Below are 14,695 nucleotides of genomic sequence, written 5' to 3' on the forward strand. Positions count from 1 at the left end.
TGCGCCATCAAACTATCGTGCGCGCCTGCCAAATCCGCGATCCTGCAGTTGCGTAAGCTTCCTTTCGCGCTATCTACTGAGCAGGCTGCTCCTCGTGGCGGCTGTCGCAAGTGTGGGTAGATGAAACAAGATGGGAATGCAGAGCATGCGCCGATTCACCTTACCATTACTGTTTCTGCCGGTTTTGCTGGCGCTCTCGGTTCCGGCTTTTGCGCGCATCTTCGATCCCGAATCCTTCACGTTGGACAATGGTCTGCAGGTTGTTGTTGTGAACAATGCGCGCGCACCCATCGTCACGCATATGCTTTGGTACAAGGTCGGCGCCGCGGACGAACCCGTCGGAAAATCGGGTGTCGCCCACTTTCTCGAACACCTCATGTTCAAGGGAACCGATAAGCTTGCACCGGGCGAGTTCAGCAGGATCGTCGCCGCCAATGGCGGCAGCGAGAACGCCTTCACCTCCTGGGACTACACCGGGTACTATCAGACCGTTGCAAAGGACCGTCTTGAGATCATGATGCGCCACGAGGCGGATCGCATGGCCAATCTGAAACTGGTCGATGCCATTGTTTTGCCGGAACGGGACGTGGTCCTGGAGGAGCGCCGCAGCAGGACCGACAATGAGCCGGGTGGGCGGCTTTCGGAAATGGCTCGTGCATCACTGTTTTTGCATCACCCTTACGGAACGCCGATTATCGGTTGGCCGCAGGAGGTTTCTGCGCTGACGACCCAGGATGCTATCGATTTCTATCGGCAATGGTATGCCCCTAACAATGCCGTGTTGGTGATCTCCGGCGATGTCACGGCACAAGAGGTGAAGCCGCTTGCCGAGTCGACATACGGACTTGTGCCCCGCCGCGATGTTCCAGACCGCGTGCGTCCAAGCGAACCACCACAGACGGCCCCGCGCCGTGTTTCCTTGGAAAGCGAGCAGGTGCGCCAGCCCTCTCTCTCGATCGAGTATCTCGCGCCAAGCTACAATCGGAGCACTGATGAATTCGCGCAGGCTGATCCCTACGCGTTGGAAATTCTTTCCGAATTGCTTGGTGGCGCTAGTTCTTCCCGACTATACCAACGCCTGGTGGTTGACCAGGGGTTGGCGGCAGGCGCCGGAAGCTGGTACGACGCCAGCGACTATGATCTGTCATCTTTCGGCCTCTACATCTCGCCTAGGCCCGGTGTGGACGTGGAGATAGCAGAAGAGGCGCTGCGAGCCGAGATTGCCACGCTTTTGGAAGGGGGTGTCACGCCGCAGGAGGTGAGCGATGCCAAGCAACGTCTTACCGCCGCAGCGATTTTCGCGCGTGACGACCTTTCCACGGCACCCCGTGCTATTGGACAAGCGTTGGTAACCGGCCAGACTCTGGATGATATTGAATCTTGGCCGGAACGTATCGAGGCGGTGACCCCTGAGCAGGTGGAAGCGGCGGCCCGCGCCATTCTAAAGGACAATAGCTCGGTCACGCGCCTGCTATTGCCAAAGCCTACGAGCTAAGAGAGGAAAGCGTAACATGCTGCATCTCAGATTTTTGCGGCTCTCGGCTGTTGCTGGGCTCGCCCTCCTGACAATCCTCTCGCTCGCGGCTTCGGTGCGTGCCGCGGAGGTACAGAAAGTCCTCAGCCCAGGCGGAATTGAAGCCTGGTTGATCGAAGATCACAGCAATCCGATTCTTGCGATCGAGTTCGCGTTTTCCGGCGGCGCGGCTTTAGACCCGGCCGGCAAGGAAGGGCTTGCCAACATGGTTTCTGGCCTGTTGGACGAGGGGGCGGGCTCTTATGACTCAACGGCCTTCAGAACGGCCTTGGAAAACAATTCGATCAGCCTTTCTTACAGTGCGAGCAAGGATACCTTCTCCGGCAGCTTGCGGACTTTGACGCGTAATCGGGAAAAGGCTGTGGAACTTTTGCGGCTTTCGCTCACCGAGCCCCGTTTCGACGCCGAACCGCTGGAGCGCATCAAGGCGCAGATACTGACCGGTATAGCGCGGCGCGAAAAAGACCCCGACGCGCTGGCGGGAAGGACGCTCTGGCAACTGCTCTATCCGGATCATGCCTATGGGCGCGAAACCTCGGGAACGGTAGACAGCATTGCAGCGATTGATAGCGAGGACCTGTGGGCCTTCGTGGCCGAACGTTTGAACCTGAAACGCCTGAAAATTGGTGTCGTAGGCGATATCACGGCGAGCGAGCTTGCGAGCCTGCTGGACGAAGCGTTTGGCGCGCTGCCAGCGGCCGGCGATACGACCCTGGTTGCCGATGTCGCGCCGGCCAACCTGGGTGAAACGGTCGTGATCGACGCGCCGATTCCGCAATCCATCGTTGCCTTTGCCCAACCGGGTCTAAAGCGTGACGACCCGGATTACTACGTCGCCTACGTGGTCAACCACATCCTTGGCGGCGGCGGTTTCACCTCCCGCCTGTTTGCCGAGGTGCGGGAGAAGCGTGGACTTGCCTATTCGGTATACTCTTATCTGCTGCCGCTCGACCATACGGCGTTGGTTTATGGCGGCGTCGCAACCGCGGGTGAACGAGTGGGCGATTCCTTGAATTTGATCCGTGCGGAGTGGGAACGCTTGGCCGAAGAAGGGCCGACGGCAGAGGAATTGGAAGCGGCCAAGACCTATCTGACCGGCTCATTCCCACTTAGGTTCTCCAACAGCGGGCGGATCGCAGGCATGTTGTTGGGCATGCAGATCGAAAATCTTGGGATCGATTACCTGGAGCGCCGAAACGACTATATCGACGCGGTCACGCTGGAGGATGCCCGCCGCGTCGCCCGTAAGCTGTTTGATGTGAAGAACTTGACGGTAGTCGTTGTCGGACAGCCGCAGAACGTCGTGCCAACCCGCGCGGCGCCAGAGGAGCCGCCGGCTGGGCAGCCCGCCGACACCGAAGGAAAAACCCAGGGGTAGGGCCCGGGCGATAGGGTCGGGGGCTCAATGTCTTCCTGTTCGCTTTCTTCCCTTGCATTGTGGAACCGGCGCGGTTCTTCTATGAAAAAATGGGGGGCAGTGAACAGATATGAGCTACAGGATTGACAGCAACGGTTGCTTGGCCAGCGTTATCGGCGAACAAGGACTGGCGGAGGCAACCTATCGCGGCATGCTGCGCCGCGCCGTGCGGGCCTGCGAAGGCCTTGCCAGGCAGCGGACAAGTGGCCAGATGGCGTTGCTGCAGGTGCCGGAGTGGCGATCGGATCTGGACGAGATAGAGGCTTTGGCGACCCGGTTCCGGGAGTCCTTCGATCAGATTTTTATTCTGGGAACCGGCGGTTCTTCGCTCGGCGCCAGGACAATCACCCGGTTGGCGGGGTTTTCATCCAAACCGCGGCTTATCTTTTTGGAGAACGTCGATCCGGTCAGCGTCTCGGATCGTCTGGCGGACTGCGACCCGGCGCGCGCCGGCGTCATCGTTATCTCCAAATCCGGCGGCACCGCCGAGACTTTGGCGCAAGCCGCGCTGGTTTTGGATTTTTTTCGCAGCGCCTTGGATGAAGCTGCCTTGCCCGCGCACTTTCTTGTTCTGACCGAGCAGCGCGATTCCGCGCTCAGTCGTTTGGCAGCGCGCTTTTCCTTACCGAGAACCGATCATGTGACCGATATCGGCGGACGGTTTGCGGTTTTGACCAATGTCGGGTTGCTACCGGCGCGTCTGGCCGGGCTGGACTGTGCGGCCCTTCGCGCAGGTGCCGCTGAGGCGTTGAACCGCTGTCTGGTATCGGGTGAGAGCGACGAAAACTTGCCCGCGGTAGGCGCCGCGATCTCTGTTGGCCTTTGCCAAACGCGGGGTATCAGCCAGTCGATCATGATGCCCTACAGCGACCGTTTACAGCCCTTCGGTTACTGGTACCGACAGATTTGGGCGGAAAGTCTGGGCAAGGAAAAGCAGGGTACGACACCGATCAACGCGCTGGGCACGGTAGACCAGCACAGTCAGTTGCAACTCTATCTCGATGGGCCTGATGACAAGCTCTTCACCTTCATCGAGTTGGAGGAAAATGGGGGCGGTGCACGCTTTGCCGAAGATTTGACGCACGACCCTGACTTGCGATACCTGCGCGGTCACAAGATGGGGGATCTTTTGAGGGCGTCGGCGCAAGCCACGGCGGACAGTCTGCTTATGGCCGGTCGGCCGGTTCGCCGACTGACACTGCAGCGACTCGACGAGCATGAGTTAGGATCGCTTTTCATGCATTTCATGCTGGAAACCATCCTGGCTGCGGACTTGTTCGGTGTCGATCCCTTCGGCCAGCCTGCGGTCGAGACCGGAAAACGTCTGGCACGCGATTACCTGAAGGAGGTCTGAGAGCCGCCAACGGACGCGGCCTCCGGGGGTAGGAGCCAGTTGGGGTCTAGGAGGCCGTGGTACGTGCCGCGGCACTGGGAGAGTTCGCTATGCCAATCCGCAGACTGCCGGAAACCCTGGTCAACCAAATCGCCGCCGGCGAAGTGGTCGAGCGTCCGGCATCGGCAGTTAAAGAGCTGATCGAAAACGCTCTGGACGCTGGCGCTCGACGGGTTGATGTCAGCCTGCGCGATGGCGGCAAGGCGTTAATCGCCGTCACCGATGATGGTTGCGGCATGACACGCGAAGAGTTGGAATTGGCCGTGGAACGGCATGCCACCTCCAAATTACCCGATGACGACCTGGTGCATATCCGTCATTTGGGATTCCGGGGGGAGGCCTTGCCGTCAATCGCCGCCGTGGCACGGGTGACACTGACCAGCCGCCAGAGCGGTGCCGACGAAGCCTGGGCCCTGGTGGTGGAAGGTGGCAAGCAACAAAAGCCGAAGCCGGCGGCGTTGGATCGCGGCACGAGGGTTGAAATTCGTGACCTTTTCTTTGCGACCCCGGCGCGGCTCAAATTCCTCAAGCAAAGCCGAACCGAGACCGGTTACACACTCGACATCGTCAAGCGTTTGGCGATGGCCAACCCCTCGGTTGCCTTCTCGCTGGAAGAGGATGGCCGGGATCATCTCCGCCTGCCCGCCGGACAGGGAGACTTTTTCGACCAACGCCTCAAGCGCCTGAGCGCCATCATGGGGCGGGAGTTTGGCGAGAATGCCCTGCCTATCGAAGCTGAACGCGAGGGCATTCGCCTGTCGGGGTTTATCGGTCTGCCGACGCTCAACCGATCGACGAGTCAATTGCAGTACCTCTTCGTCAATGGGCGACCGGTTCGCGATAAGCTGCTCTACGGCGCTGTTCGTGGCGCCTATCGTGATTTCTTGGCGCATGACCGCCATCCGCTTCTGGCGCTCTTTCTCGATATTCCGCCCGATGAGGTGGACGTCAACGTTCACCCCATGAAAGCCGAGGTCCGATTTCGCGATCAAGGCGTGGTGCGCGGCTTGATCGTCAGCGCCTGCCGCCATGCGCTCGCCGAAGCCGGGCATAGGGCCAGCACGACGGTGGCGGAAGGTGCGTTGGGCGCATTCCGTCGGGAGCAACCTGGAAACTACGCGGGCAGCTACCGGGGGAGTGCCTTGCCCCGCGGTCTTTCGGATCGCGGCTTTGACTATCAGGCGCCGTTGTCCGGCTTGGCAGGCGAGCCGCTTGCGCCCGACGGCAGTGCCCGGAGTATTGACGGCGCGCCGGAGGAGCCTAGCGGCCCGGCAACCGACTTCCCGTTGGGCGCCGCTCGCGCACAGCTACACGAGACCTACATCGTCGCTCAGACCGCAGATGGCATCGTCATCGTCGACCAGCATGCCGCGCATGAGCGCCTGGTCTATGAACGCATGAAAGAGCAGATGGCGGGTGCAGGCGTCGCCCGACAGATACTCCTGATCCCCGAAGTCGTGGAACTTGAACAGGAAGATGCTCGCCGCCTAGCTGATCGAGCCGAAGAATTGGCGGCGCTGGGGTTGGTGCTGGAGGCCTTCGGTTCTGGTGCGGTGGTGGTGCGCGAGGTGCCGGCGCTGCTCGGCAAACTAGATGTGCAGGGGCTGGTACGTGATCTCGCCGATGAGCTATCCGAAATGGATCAGGCGCTCGCCTTGACCGAGCGTTTGGGTGAGGTCTGCGGTACGATGGCCTGTCATGGCTCCGTCCGTGCCGGACGCCGCCTCGCGGCGGAGGAGATGAATGCGTTGTTGCGGCAAATGGAGGCGACGCCTCACTCGGGGCAATGCAATCATGGGCGCCCGACTTATGTCGAACTGAAGCTCGCCGACATCGAGAAGCTCTTCGGTCGGCGCTGACCCATCCGGGCCGGAGGCCAGGCACTCCTCATGGCTGCGGATGAAAGTGATCGTAGATTTTTTGTGCCACGGTTTCGCTGATGCCTTCAACAGCCGTCAAATCGGCAAGACCGGCGCGACTGACGGCTCTGGCGGAACCAAAGTGGAGCAGCAAAGCTTTTTTGCGCCGCGCGCCGATCCCTGAAATTTCGTCCAGTGGTGATGCCGTGAGCTTTTTGGCGCGGCCCAGACGGTGCGAGCCGATGGCAAAGCGGTGGGCTTCGTCGCGCAGACGCTGAATGAAATAGAGTACGGGGTCACGCTGCGCCAACAGGATCGGTTCACGGCCCGGCAGAAAAATTCGTTCACGACCGGCATCGCGGTCGGGACCCTTGGCGATGGCGGCGATGGGTTGCTGGTCAATTCCAAGCTCCGCCAATACCTCCAGGGCGACCGATAGCTGGCCCCTACCACCATCGAGCAGGACAAGATCGGGCCATTGACCCTTGTCGCGGTCGGGGTCTTCCTTCTGGGCCCGGCTGAAACGCCGCTGCATGACCTCGCGCATCATTCCGTAGTCGTCACCACCGGTTTCCGTTTGCGGACTGCGGATGCCGAATTTTCGATAGGCGTTCTTCTGGAATCCTTCCGGCCCGGCGACAATCATTGCGCCGTAGGGGGACGTACCTTGCAGATGAGAGTTGTCGTAGACCTCGACCCGTTCCGGTGTGCCGTCCAATCCCATGAGATCGCCAAGCTCGGCCAGCAGCTTGCGTTGCGCGGAACTTTCCGCCAACCGCCGCGCCAAAGCCTCGCGCGCATTGTTCAGTGCTTGCTCCATCACCTTGCGGCGGGTGCCACGAAGGGGTCTGGCAAGGCGCACCTTGCGACCGGCCTTCAAGCTCAGCGCTTCAGCCAACAGGCTTGCTTGCGGCACTTGATGGCTCATCACAATATCTGGCGGCGGAGGCTTGTTATCATAGAATTGGGCGATAAAGGCACCCAGGACCGCCTCGGCGTTTTCGCTTTTGTCATGGCTTGGGAAGTAGGCCCGGTTGCCGTAATTCCGCCCGCCGCGGAAAAAGAAAACTTGAATGCAGGTCTGTCCGCCCTCCTCGGCCAAGGCCAGGATATCGGCATCCTCCAACCCTTCAATATTGATTTCCTGGTGCGACTGAATGTGGCTCAGCGCCCGCACGCGGTCGCGGTAAATGGCCGCCGTTTCAAAATCGAGAGCATTGGAGGCGGCCTCCATCCGGCTCGCCAGTTCGCGCTGAATCTGGTTGCTGGCTCCCGAGAGGAAGGCCTGTGCCTGATCCACCAACGCGGCGTAATTTTCTTGACTGATGCGCTCGACGCAGGGCGCTGAGCACCGCTTGATCTGAAACAGCAAGCAGGGGCGTGTACGGCTGGAAAACACATGGTCGGAACAAGACCGAAGCAGGAAGGCCTTCTCCAAAGCCGTCACCGTGCGGTTGACCGCGCCGGCCGAAGCGAAGGGGCCGAAGTACTTGCCCGGCCGATTGTGCGCGCCGCGATGCTTGGTGATCTGTGCGAAGGCGTGATCCCCGGTAATCAGGATGTAAGGGAAGGATTTATCGTCGCGCAGCAGGACGTTGTAGCGAGGCATCAATCGCTTTATCAGATTGCTTTCCAGCAGCAGGGCCTCGACTTCGCTGGCGGTTGTGACAACCTCCATGGATTGCGTTGACGCGACCATACGTTGTAGGCGGCGTGGCAATTTTTGTATCTGTGTATAGGTTGCGACACGCTTCTTGAGGTCGCGGGCTTTTCCCACGTAGAGCGCATCGCCACGCCTGTCGAGCATCCGGTAGACGCCCGGCTGATGGGGCAGAGTTCGCACTGTTGCGGCAATGGCTTCGACACCGCGGGAAATGCCGCGTGGACTATTTTTGGATTCCGCTTCCGGCTTTGCTTCGGCCCGGTAAGCCTCAGCCTCTTCGGCCAGCATCATAGGTGCCCGCTTGCCGCCTTGGCTCAGGTCCTTCGGTCGTCTGGTTCCTTTTCGTTGGGCCATGATGCCTTCGGGGTCTGTTGCGGATTTGCAAATAAATTCTAAGGGTTGTTGATCCTTCGGAAAACCGTTCCCGCAGTCATCCACCATTCCTGTGGACAAAGCTGTGATTAACTTCTCGGGGAGGTGGTCCCCTCCTAGGCCCTCCTAGCCTTTCTATGCTTTGCCTAATTTTTGGGCAAAGTTTATAACCCATTGATTTTATTATAAGTACGGCCTGTCAACTGCAATTAAAATGTCACGATCGTCTTTTTTACATTGACTCACTGTGCTACAAGGAACCCTCAAATTGACTGTGTAAAACTTTCGCCTTTGATGCGATGGACCAGCGTCATTGATTCCAAAGACTTAACGACCTTGCTTGAAATTAACCGAGAGGTGAAAGCCTCAAAGTGGGGTCCAAAATTGCTTGCCGAATATCCGAATCTTTAAGTGTTTCTTTGCCAAGTAACTTCGATACCCACAGATTCCGCATCGTTGCAAAGTTCCAGCTTGCCAATCGATACAGTGACGGATTCGACAAACTCAGCTTCAAGACAGGTCGCGGCGATCCGGTCGGCCAATACCTCTAACAGACGGGCACGGCTGTTTGCACAGATTTCGCGGATGCGATCCAGGATGGGGCCGTAATCCACGACGTGATGGATTGTGTCGTCAAGGGGGCGGATCACCCGCGTCGTCATTTCCAGGTCCAGCCTGAGGCGTTGTCGTTCCTCACGTTCCCAGTCGGGATATCCGATATGGCTTTCCACAACCATATTGTGCACCCGTATTTTCTGCCCGCTGACAACGCATCCGAGCGCTTTGGGGTCGGGAATATCCAAAGTCATGATACCTCGTGCTCATTCATTCCTGTGGGGGGCGGGTGTCTTTGGGTAGGCTCCAGGCGAGATGTTGGCCGCCGTCCAGCGCTATCATCTGCCCGGTCATGGAACGCGCCGCAAGGATGAATGACAGTGCGCTAGCGATCTCTTCGGGGCTGGTGCCCTGGCCCAGGGGCATGGACCGCGCCATGCGACGAAACTCTTCGTCGCTCTGGCGCGGGCTGGGAAGTGCCGGGCCGGGGCCTATGCCGTTCACCCTGATGCGCGGAGCCAGCGCCAGCGCCATGGTCTGTGTGAGCGTCCAAAGCGCCGCCTTGGAGACTGTGTAACTCATGAAATAGGGTGTCAGGTTCCAAACCCGCTGATCCAGCATGTTGACGATGACGCCACAGGCGGAATCCGGCAAAGCTCTCGCGAAGGCTTGGCCGAGGACGAAAGGCGCCCGCAGGTTGGGCTCCATGGCCATGTCCCACGTCTTCCGGTCGGTGCTTGCAACAGTATCCCATTCGAAGGTGGAGGCGTTGTTGACCAAGACACCGAGTGGACCCAGGGCTCGCTGCGCCTCCGGCAGCAGCTCGGCGACCTGTGATTCGTCTGCCAAGTTTGCCTTCAGCGCGACCGCTTTCCCGCCGCTCTCGCGTATCTGGCGCACAACGGCAAGCGCCTCGCTCGAGGAACGATTGTGATGCACCGCGACGGCATACCCCTCTTTGGCCAGCTTGAGCGCCAGGGCGCGCCCTATGCGTTTACCGCCGCCGGTAACCAAAGCCGCCTTAGGATAGTCTTTGTCATGCACCCTGGGGCTCATGCCGTTTCTTTCTCCATCTTGCTTAAGAAGCCTCGCCGTCGCCTTCCTTTGCCTTGAAGGTGAGTGAGGCTGAATTTATGCAGTATCGCAAGCCGGTCGGCTGCGGGCCGTCCTCGAAGACATGCCCCTGGTGCGCGCCGCAAGTGGCGCAATGCACCTCCGTCCGCTTCATCCACAGTTTCCGGTCGGTCTTGGTCTCTACCGCCGCTTCGCTTACCGGTTGCCAGAACGAGGGCCATCCCGTTCTCGAATCGAACTTATGATCACCGGCAAAGAGCGCTTCGCCGCAGACCACGCAGTGGTAGGTGCCAGCCTTTTTGTTGTCCCAAAGTTTACCCGTGAAGGCCCGCTCGGTGCCTTCCTCCTGGGTCACGTGATAAGCCTCTAGCGAGAGTCTCTGACGCAATTCGTCCTGGCTGAATTTTCGCTGGGTCATGGCATACAATCTCCTGACTTCGAACCTGACTTGCCTGCGAGAAAAGGTGGGCGCGGCGCAGCTTACTGTCCAGCGTTTCCGGTTCAAGGCCGTTCACATTTCGTGAGAGCCTTATAACAGGCTCATTTGACCTTTGTCTTCCATGGGTCTGCGAAAAAGACTCACATCCAAAGACCAGGTTTCACGGTTAGGCTCCAAGCCCAGCCGCCTGCAGGCCAGTTTGAAGCGCCGCGATAACAGTTGTGCTTCGGGTCCTTCGCCCGACATCCTGCGGCCAAAGCGCGCATCGTACAGCTTACCGCCGCGCATCGCCTTGAGGCGTGCCAGTACCCTGTTCTTTCGATCCGGGAAATGTGTTTCCAGCCACTCTTCGAAGAGATCCTTGATTTCCAATGGCAGGCGCAAGAGAACATAACCCGCGTGCCCCGCGCCGGCTTCTGCCGCTGCCTCAAGGAGTGCCTCCAATTCATGATCGTTGATTGCCGGGATCAATGGGGCAGTCAGAACGGTAACCGGAACCTCGTTCCGGCTGAGAGCCGCAACCGTGTCCAACCGCCTTTGCGGGCTGGCGGCACGCGGCTCCATGATTCTGGAAAGCCGCGGGTCAAGGCTGGTGAGCGAGACGCAAACCCGCACCAAGCGCTGCTTTGCCATTGCCGTCAGAATATCCAAATCACGCAGCACCAGCGCGGATTTCGTGACGATGGTGGCCGGGTGCTTCGCTTCCGCCAAAACCTCCAAAATCTGCCGCGTGAGCGTCAGCTTCTTTTCCAAGGGTTGATAGGGGTCGGTGTTGGCACCCAGAGCTATCGGCGAGGGTTGGTATCCAGGACGGCTGATCTCCCGGCGCAGCAAGGATGCGGCGTCATACTTGGCGAAGAGTTTGGTTTCGAAATCGAGACCCGGAGAAAGCCCTAGAAAGGCATGCGTCGGCCGTGCGAAGCAGTAGACGCAACCATGCTCGCAACCGCGATAGGGATTGATCGAGCGATCGAAGGGCACATCTGGTGAATCGTTGTGTGCCAGGATGCTGCGACTGCGATCCGGTTGGATTTGAGTTTGCGGTTTTTCATGCTCGCTTTCCGCTTCCAAAGAACCCCACCCATCGTCGACGGCTTCATGCTGGAACCGCTCATAACGACCATCGCTGTTGGACAACGCGCCTCTGCCTTTATGGACACCTTGCCTCGTCATCGCCGCTATCCTTTCTGCTTATCGAGAGGGTAGCAGAGAAACAGAACAAAACAAGAACTTTAAAATGGTGTCAGAGATCGATAAGGCCTTCGAGCGTCGGCGATTCCAACCATTCGGACTGCATCATGGCGACCGTGTCGCCGCTCAGGTAGTGATCGACCCGGTCACGGACATGGTCGATCACTGTGGCATCGGTGTTATCGGCAGACCAATCGCGTGTCTCGGCTGCGGAGGTCTTGTCGCTGGTTGCGGCCTTCTTATGCTCGACGCGCCAGAGTGCGCACCATGTCAGCGCACGCAGCAGCAAAAGGCGCCGCATCGGAATCAGCCAGGGCTCCAGCTGCACGGCAAAGTCCATACTTTTAAGCGCGGCGACCTGAGTCAGATAAGTTCGATAGAAACCGGCGATCTCCGCCAACGTCAAAACAGCATAGGTGGCGCTGTCCCAAGTGGTCGAGGAATAGACCGTTGCATGAGCAAGATCGATACCGGGCGCACCGTAGAGGGCCTTCTCAAGATCGACGATGACCGCTTTGCTGCTGGTGATCAGGAAGTTGCCGGGATGCGTGTCCGTCAGAACCAATGTCACCGGTTGCGGCGATGTTCGGCGTCGAACCGCAGCGGCAAAGGAGCGGGCCCAATCAAGTTCACCTTCGATGGCGGCTTCGGCACGCGGGTCCAATCCGGCAGGTTTTAAATAGCGCGCCTGGGATTCGATCTCCTTGAGGATCCCGGCGACCGGGTCGCTATGATCCTCCAGCGGCGGCCGTTCCGCAGGTGGCGGCAGGGGCAGGGCATGAACCCGCGCCATGGCTTCGGCCAGGAGAGGAAGATCGCGCGGCAGAATGGGCGCCATGCCATTGATTTCCTCAACCAGGAGCGCCCCCATGGGCAGATCGGGGCCCGGCTCGAAAACACTTCTCAGGCGCGGCGCCTGACCGCTGGCCCCGACCCGCCCGAAGCAAGCGGCTTGATAGGTTAGGTTTTCGCTTGCGGAAAACCCGAACTGGCTTTGTTTGGGGACACGCAGCAACCAGCCTGTACCCTTTACCCGCAGGTGATCGTGCGCCAAGCCTTTGGCATCCATCTCTTCAAGCGCCTCGATGGGCAGGCGGTAAAAGCCTGCAACGGCGGTCAGCCGCGCGTGCAAGGCTCGTATGATCTGCGTTTCCACCATCTTTCCGACCGCGTACCCCTAAAAGCCCGTCCCCACGCGCTTTACCGACGTTTGCCAAGAAGTCCAGCGATCATAAAATCGTGGCCGCCGGACCTATCGGAAGGCATATCACGCCGCGCGCCGGCGTGCTATCACGGGCAGGATATGCAGACATCGCTTTCCATCGTTATTCCAACGGTCAATGGCGCTCAGCGCTTGCCTGGATGCCTGGCGGCCCTCACTGCGGGTAACGGCGCGCGCGCGCTCGAATGTGAGTTGGTGATCGTCGATGGCGGGTCGAGCGATGCCAGCGTCACGCTAGCGGGTGCGGCCGGCGCCCGTATCATCGCAGCACCCAAGGGGCGGGGGCCGCAGCTTCGCCAGGGCGCCGAAGCAGCGCGCGGCGAATGGCTATTCTTCCTGCACGATGATACGCGCCTGGGTGACGGTTGGCGGCGGGTCGTTCTCGATTTTATCGGCGATGCGGGCAACCGCCGCCGCGCCGGTTATTGCAGACTGGCCTTTGACGAGCCGGGCAGCGCCGCGGCACGCGTGGCGGCCCTGGCGAACTGGCGCGCAAGGGCTTTGGGTCTTCCCTACGGTGACCAGGGTCTGTTGATCGCCCGCGCTTTCTATCAGGATCTGGGCGGTTATCCGGACCAACCCCTGATGGAGGATGTGGCCCTGGTCCGTAAGATTGGCCGCCGCCGTTTGAGTCCATTGAATCTGATCGCCGTGACCTCCGCGGCGCGTTACCGTCAGGACGGTTGGTGGCGGCGGCCGTTCAAGAACCTCTGGCTGTTGGGGCTCTACTTCCTGGGTGCGTCGCCGACGTGGCTGGCGGAGCGCTACCGGTGACCTTGGGACCGCTGCAACGCCATCTCGTGATCTTTGCCCGGGCGCCGCGCCTGGGGACGGTCAAGACGCGCCTGGCGCGCGATTTGGGGGCGGTGGCCGCCTGGCGCTTTCACCGCGATACCACGGCGGCGCTGCTGCGCCGCTTGGGTTGCGACCGGCGCTGGACCGCTTGGCTTGCGGTCACGCCGGATCCGAAGACTGCCTCCGGGCCCTACGCCGGGGGTGCGGGCGGCTGTGGGGGCCTGTGGCCTCTCCCGCGCGGGGTGCGTCTCCTGGGTCAGGGGCAAGGCGATCTCGGCCGGCGCATGGCACGGGTTTTTACAGTTCTGCCGCCGGGTCCGCTGGTGATCGTTGGGTCGGATATTCCGGGCATTGAGCGCGCCGATATAGCCTCTGCCTTCCAGAGTCTACAGCGCCACGACGCGGTGTTGGGGCCATCGGAGGATGGCGGCTACTGGTTGATCGGCCTGCGGCGTGGCTTGGCGAACGGCGCCTTGCGGCACGACCCCTTCGACCAGGTGCGCTGGGGTGGCAGTTCCTCGCGCGCAGACACCGCGGCCAACCTGGAAGCACAAGGTGCAGACCTCGCGCTTCTTCGCCCGCTCATCGACATCGACACCGCCGATGATTTGGCGCGTTGGCGCAGCAGCGCTTAACCGGCGGCTTTGTTCATGTGCTCCTGGAGGCGGGGCATCAGTTCGACGAGGTTGCAGGGTCTGTGGCGGCTGTCGAGCTGATAGCGCAGGATTTGCCCCCAACCGTCCTTGCAGGCGCTGGGCGAACCCGGCAGGGCGAAGAGGTAGGTGCCGCGCGCCACGCCGCCGACAGCCCGGCTCTGCATGGTGGAGGTCCCAATCTTTTCGTAGCTCAGCCAGCGGAACAGCTCGCCGAAGCCCTCGATTTCCTTGTCCATCACCTGGCGCAGGGCCTCCGGCGTCACGTCGCGTCCCGTTACCCCGGTGCCGCCCGTGGTGATGATGACATCGATCAGGGGATCTTCGATCAAACGATGCAGGACGCGCGCGATACCGGTCTGGTCGTCGGTCACGATTTCGCGCTGCACGACCTTGTGGCCGTCTTCCTGGATCATGCGTTCCAGAAGAGAGCCTGATTTGTCGGTTTCCGGCGTGCGCGTATCGGACACGGTCAGAACTGCAACGTTTACGGGAAGAAATGGAAGTGTCTCGTCAATTCGCGCCATG

At 60.3% G+C, this 14,695-nt stretch carries 13 protein-coding genes; 6 read left to right on the forward strand and 7 right to left on the reverse strand.

What is annotated here, in order from left to right:
• Positions 1-145 precede the first annotated feature (145 nt).
• The 4 genes from ABIE63_RS10900 (at position 146) to mutL (ending at position 6,203) form a co-directional block, all read left to right on the forward strand.
• Complete coding sequence (locus tag ABIE63_RS10900; protein ID WP_183416850.1) at positions 146-1,495, forward strand: pitrilysin family protein; 1,350 nt, start codon at positions 146-148, stop codon at positions 1,493-1,495.
• 16 nt (positions 1,496-1,511) lie between these two features.
• Positions 1,512-2,912, forward strand: coding sequence for a pitrilysin family protein (locus ABIE63_RS10905; protein ID WP_354504500.1), 1,401 nt, complete (start codon positions 1,512-1,514; stop codon positions 2,910-2,912).
• Positions 2,913-3,021: 109 nt separating this feature from the next.
• Positions 3,022-4,305, forward strand: a complete 1,284-nt coding sequence (locus ABIE63_RS10910; RefSeq protein WP_183416848.1) for a glucose-6-phosphate isomerase — start codon at positions 3,022-3,024, stop codon at positions 4,303-4,305.
• An 89-nt stretch (positions 4,306-4,394) separates the two neighbouring features.
• The gene (gene mutL, locus ABIE63_RS10915) at positions 4,395-6,203 is read left to right on the forward strand and encodes a DNA mismatch repair endonuclease MutL (RefSeq protein ID WP_354504501.1); all 1,809 of its coding nucleotides are present in this window, start codon (positions 4,395-4,397) and stop codon (positions 6,201-6,203) included.
• A gap of 28 nt (positions 6,204-6,231) precedes the next feature.
• Here mutL and uvrC read toward each other — a convergent pair whose 3' ends face one another.
• The 6 genes from uvrC to ABIE63_RS10945 all read right to left on the reverse strand — a co-directional run bounded on the left by uvrC (position 6,232) and on the right by ABIE63_RS10945 (position 12,656).
• Positions 6,232-8,154 carry an excinuclease ABC subunit UvrC gene (uvrC, locus tag ABIE63_RS10920; protein ID WP_354504577.1) on the reverse strand — a complete coding sequence of 641 codons (1,923 nt, stop codon included), beginning with the start codon at positions 8,152-8,154 and terminating at the stop codon, positions 6,232-6,234.
• Positions 8,155-8,645: 491 nt separating this feature from the next.
• Entirely contained in the window at positions 8,646-9,047 is a 402-nt protein-coding gene (locus tag ABIE63_RS10925) for a dihydroneopterin aldolase (RefSeq protein WP_183416846.1), read from the reverse strand.
• Between the two features lie 16 nt (positions 9,048-9,063).
• The gene (locus ABIE63_RS10930; protein ID WP_354504502.1) at positions 9,064-9,849 is read right to left on the reverse strand and encodes an SDR family oxidoreductase; all 786 of its coding nucleotides are present in this window, start codon (positions 9,847-9,849) and stop codon (positions 9,064-9,066) included.
• A 22-nt stretch (positions 9,850-9,871) separates the two neighbouring features.
• The gene (gene msrB / locus ABIE63_RS10935; RefSeq protein WP_354504503.1) at positions 9,872-10,285 is read right to left on the reverse strand and encodes a peptide-methionine (R)-S-oxide reductase MsrB; all 414 of its coding nucleotides are present in this window, start codon (positions 10,283-10,285) and stop codon (positions 9,872-9,874) included.
• Positions 10,286-10,396: 111 nt separating this feature from the next.
• Positions 10,397-11,479, reverse strand: a complete 1,083-nt coding sequence (locus ABIE63_RS10940; protein ID WP_354504504.1) for a PA0069 family radical SAM protein — start codon at positions 11,477-11,479, stop codon at positions 10,397-10,399.
• A 70-nt stretch (positions 11,480-11,549) separates the two neighbouring features.
• Complete coding sequence (locus tag ABIE63_RS10945) at positions 11,550-12,656, reverse strand: aminoglycoside phosphotransferase family protein (protein WP_354504505.1); 1,107 nt, start codon at positions 12,654-12,656, stop codon at positions 11,550-11,552.
• Between the two features lie 144 nt (positions 12,657-12,800).
• On the opposite strand from ABIE63_RS10945, the gene ABIE63_RS10950 reads away from it, so the two are divergent.
• Positions 12,801-13,493: a TIGR04283 family arsenosugar biosynthesis glycosyltransferase gene (locus ABIE63_RS10950; RefSeq protein ID WP_354504506.1), complete on the forward strand. Its 693-nt coding sequence runs from the start codon at positions 12,801-12,803 to the stop codon at positions 13,491-13,493.
• Positions 13,490-14,149 (forward strand): TIGR04282 family arsenosugar biosynthesis glycosyltransferase, encoded by a 660-nt coding sequence (locus ABIE63_RS10955; protein ID WP_354504507.1) that lies wholly within the window; start codon positions 13,490-13,492, stop codon positions 14,147-14,149. The genes ABIE63_RS10950 and ABIE63_RS10955 overlap by 4 nt, the downstream gene beginning before the upstream one ends.
• On the opposite strand, the gene moaB is transcribed toward ABIE63_RS10955, so the two are convergent.
• Positions 14,146-14,694 (reverse strand): molybdenum cofactor biosynthesis protein B, encoded by a 549-nt coding sequence (moaB, locus tag ABIE63_RS10960; RefSeq protein WP_354504508.1) that lies wholly within the window; start codon positions 14,692-14,694, stop codon positions 14,146-14,148. The genes ABIE63_RS10955 and moaB overlap by 4 nt on opposite strands.
• Position 14,695 lies beyond the last annotated feature (1 nt).

It is taken from the genome of Limibacillus sp. MBR-115 (genome assembly GCF_040549425.1).
GTDB classification, from domain to species: Bacteria; Pseudomonadota; Alphaproteobacteria; order Kiloniellales; family CECT-8803; genus Limibacillus; species Limibacillus halophilus.

What these genes read in the sequence shown, in the direction of transcription:
- ABIE63_RS10905 (WP_354504500.1), top strand. Translation starts at nt 1,512, where the DNA reads ATGCTGCATCTCAGATTTTTGCGGCTCTCGGCTGTTGCTGGGCTCGCC.
- ABIE63_RS10925 (WP_183416846.1), bottom strand. Translation starts at nt 9,047, where the DNA reads ATGACTTTGGATATTCCCGACCCCAAAGCGCTCGGATGCGTTGTCAGC.
- ABIE63_RS10940 (WP_354504504.1), bottom strand. Translation starts at nt 11,479, where the DNA reads ATGACGAGGCAAGGTGTCCATAAAGGCAGAGGCGCGTTGTCCAACAGC.
- mutL (WP_354504501.1), top strand. Translation starts at nt 4,395, where the DNA reads ATGCCAATCCGCAGACTGCCGGAAACCCTGGTCAACCAAATCGCCGCC.
- moaB (WP_354504508.1), bottom strand. Translation starts at nt 14,694, where the DNA reads ATGGCGCGAATTGACGAGACACTTCCATTTCTTCCCGTAAACGTTGCA.
- ABIE63_RS10900 (WP_183416850.1), top strand. Translation starts at nt 146, where the DNA reads ATGCGCCGATTCACCTTACCATTACTGTTTCTGCCGGTTTTGCTGGCG.
- msrB (WP_354504503.1), bottom strand. Translation starts at nt 10,285, where the DNA reads ATGACCCAGCGAAAATTCAGCCAGGACGAATTGCGTCAGAGACTCTCG.
- ABIE63_RS10930 (WP_354504502.1), bottom strand. Translation starts at nt 9,849, where the DNA reads ATGAGCCCCAGGGTGCATGACAAAGACTATCCTAAGGCGGCTTTGGTT.
- ABIE63_RS10945 (WP_354504505.1), bottom strand. Translation starts at nt 12,656, where the DNA reads ATGGTGGAAACGCAGATCATACGAGCCTTGCACGCGCGGCTGACCGCC.
- uvrC (WP_354504577.1), bottom strand. Translation starts at nt 8,154, where the DNA reads ATGCTGGCCGAAGAGGCTGAGGCTTACCGGGCCGAAGCAAAGCCGGAA.
- ABIE63_RS10910 (WP_183416848.1), top strand. Translation starts at nt 3,022, where the DNA reads ATGAGCTACAGGATTGACAGCAACGGTTGCTTGGCCAGCGTTATCGGC.
- ABIE63_RS10950 (WP_354504506.1), top strand. Translation starts at nt 12,801, where the DNA reads ATGCAGACATCGCTTTCCATCGTTATTCCAACGGTCAATGGCGCTCAG.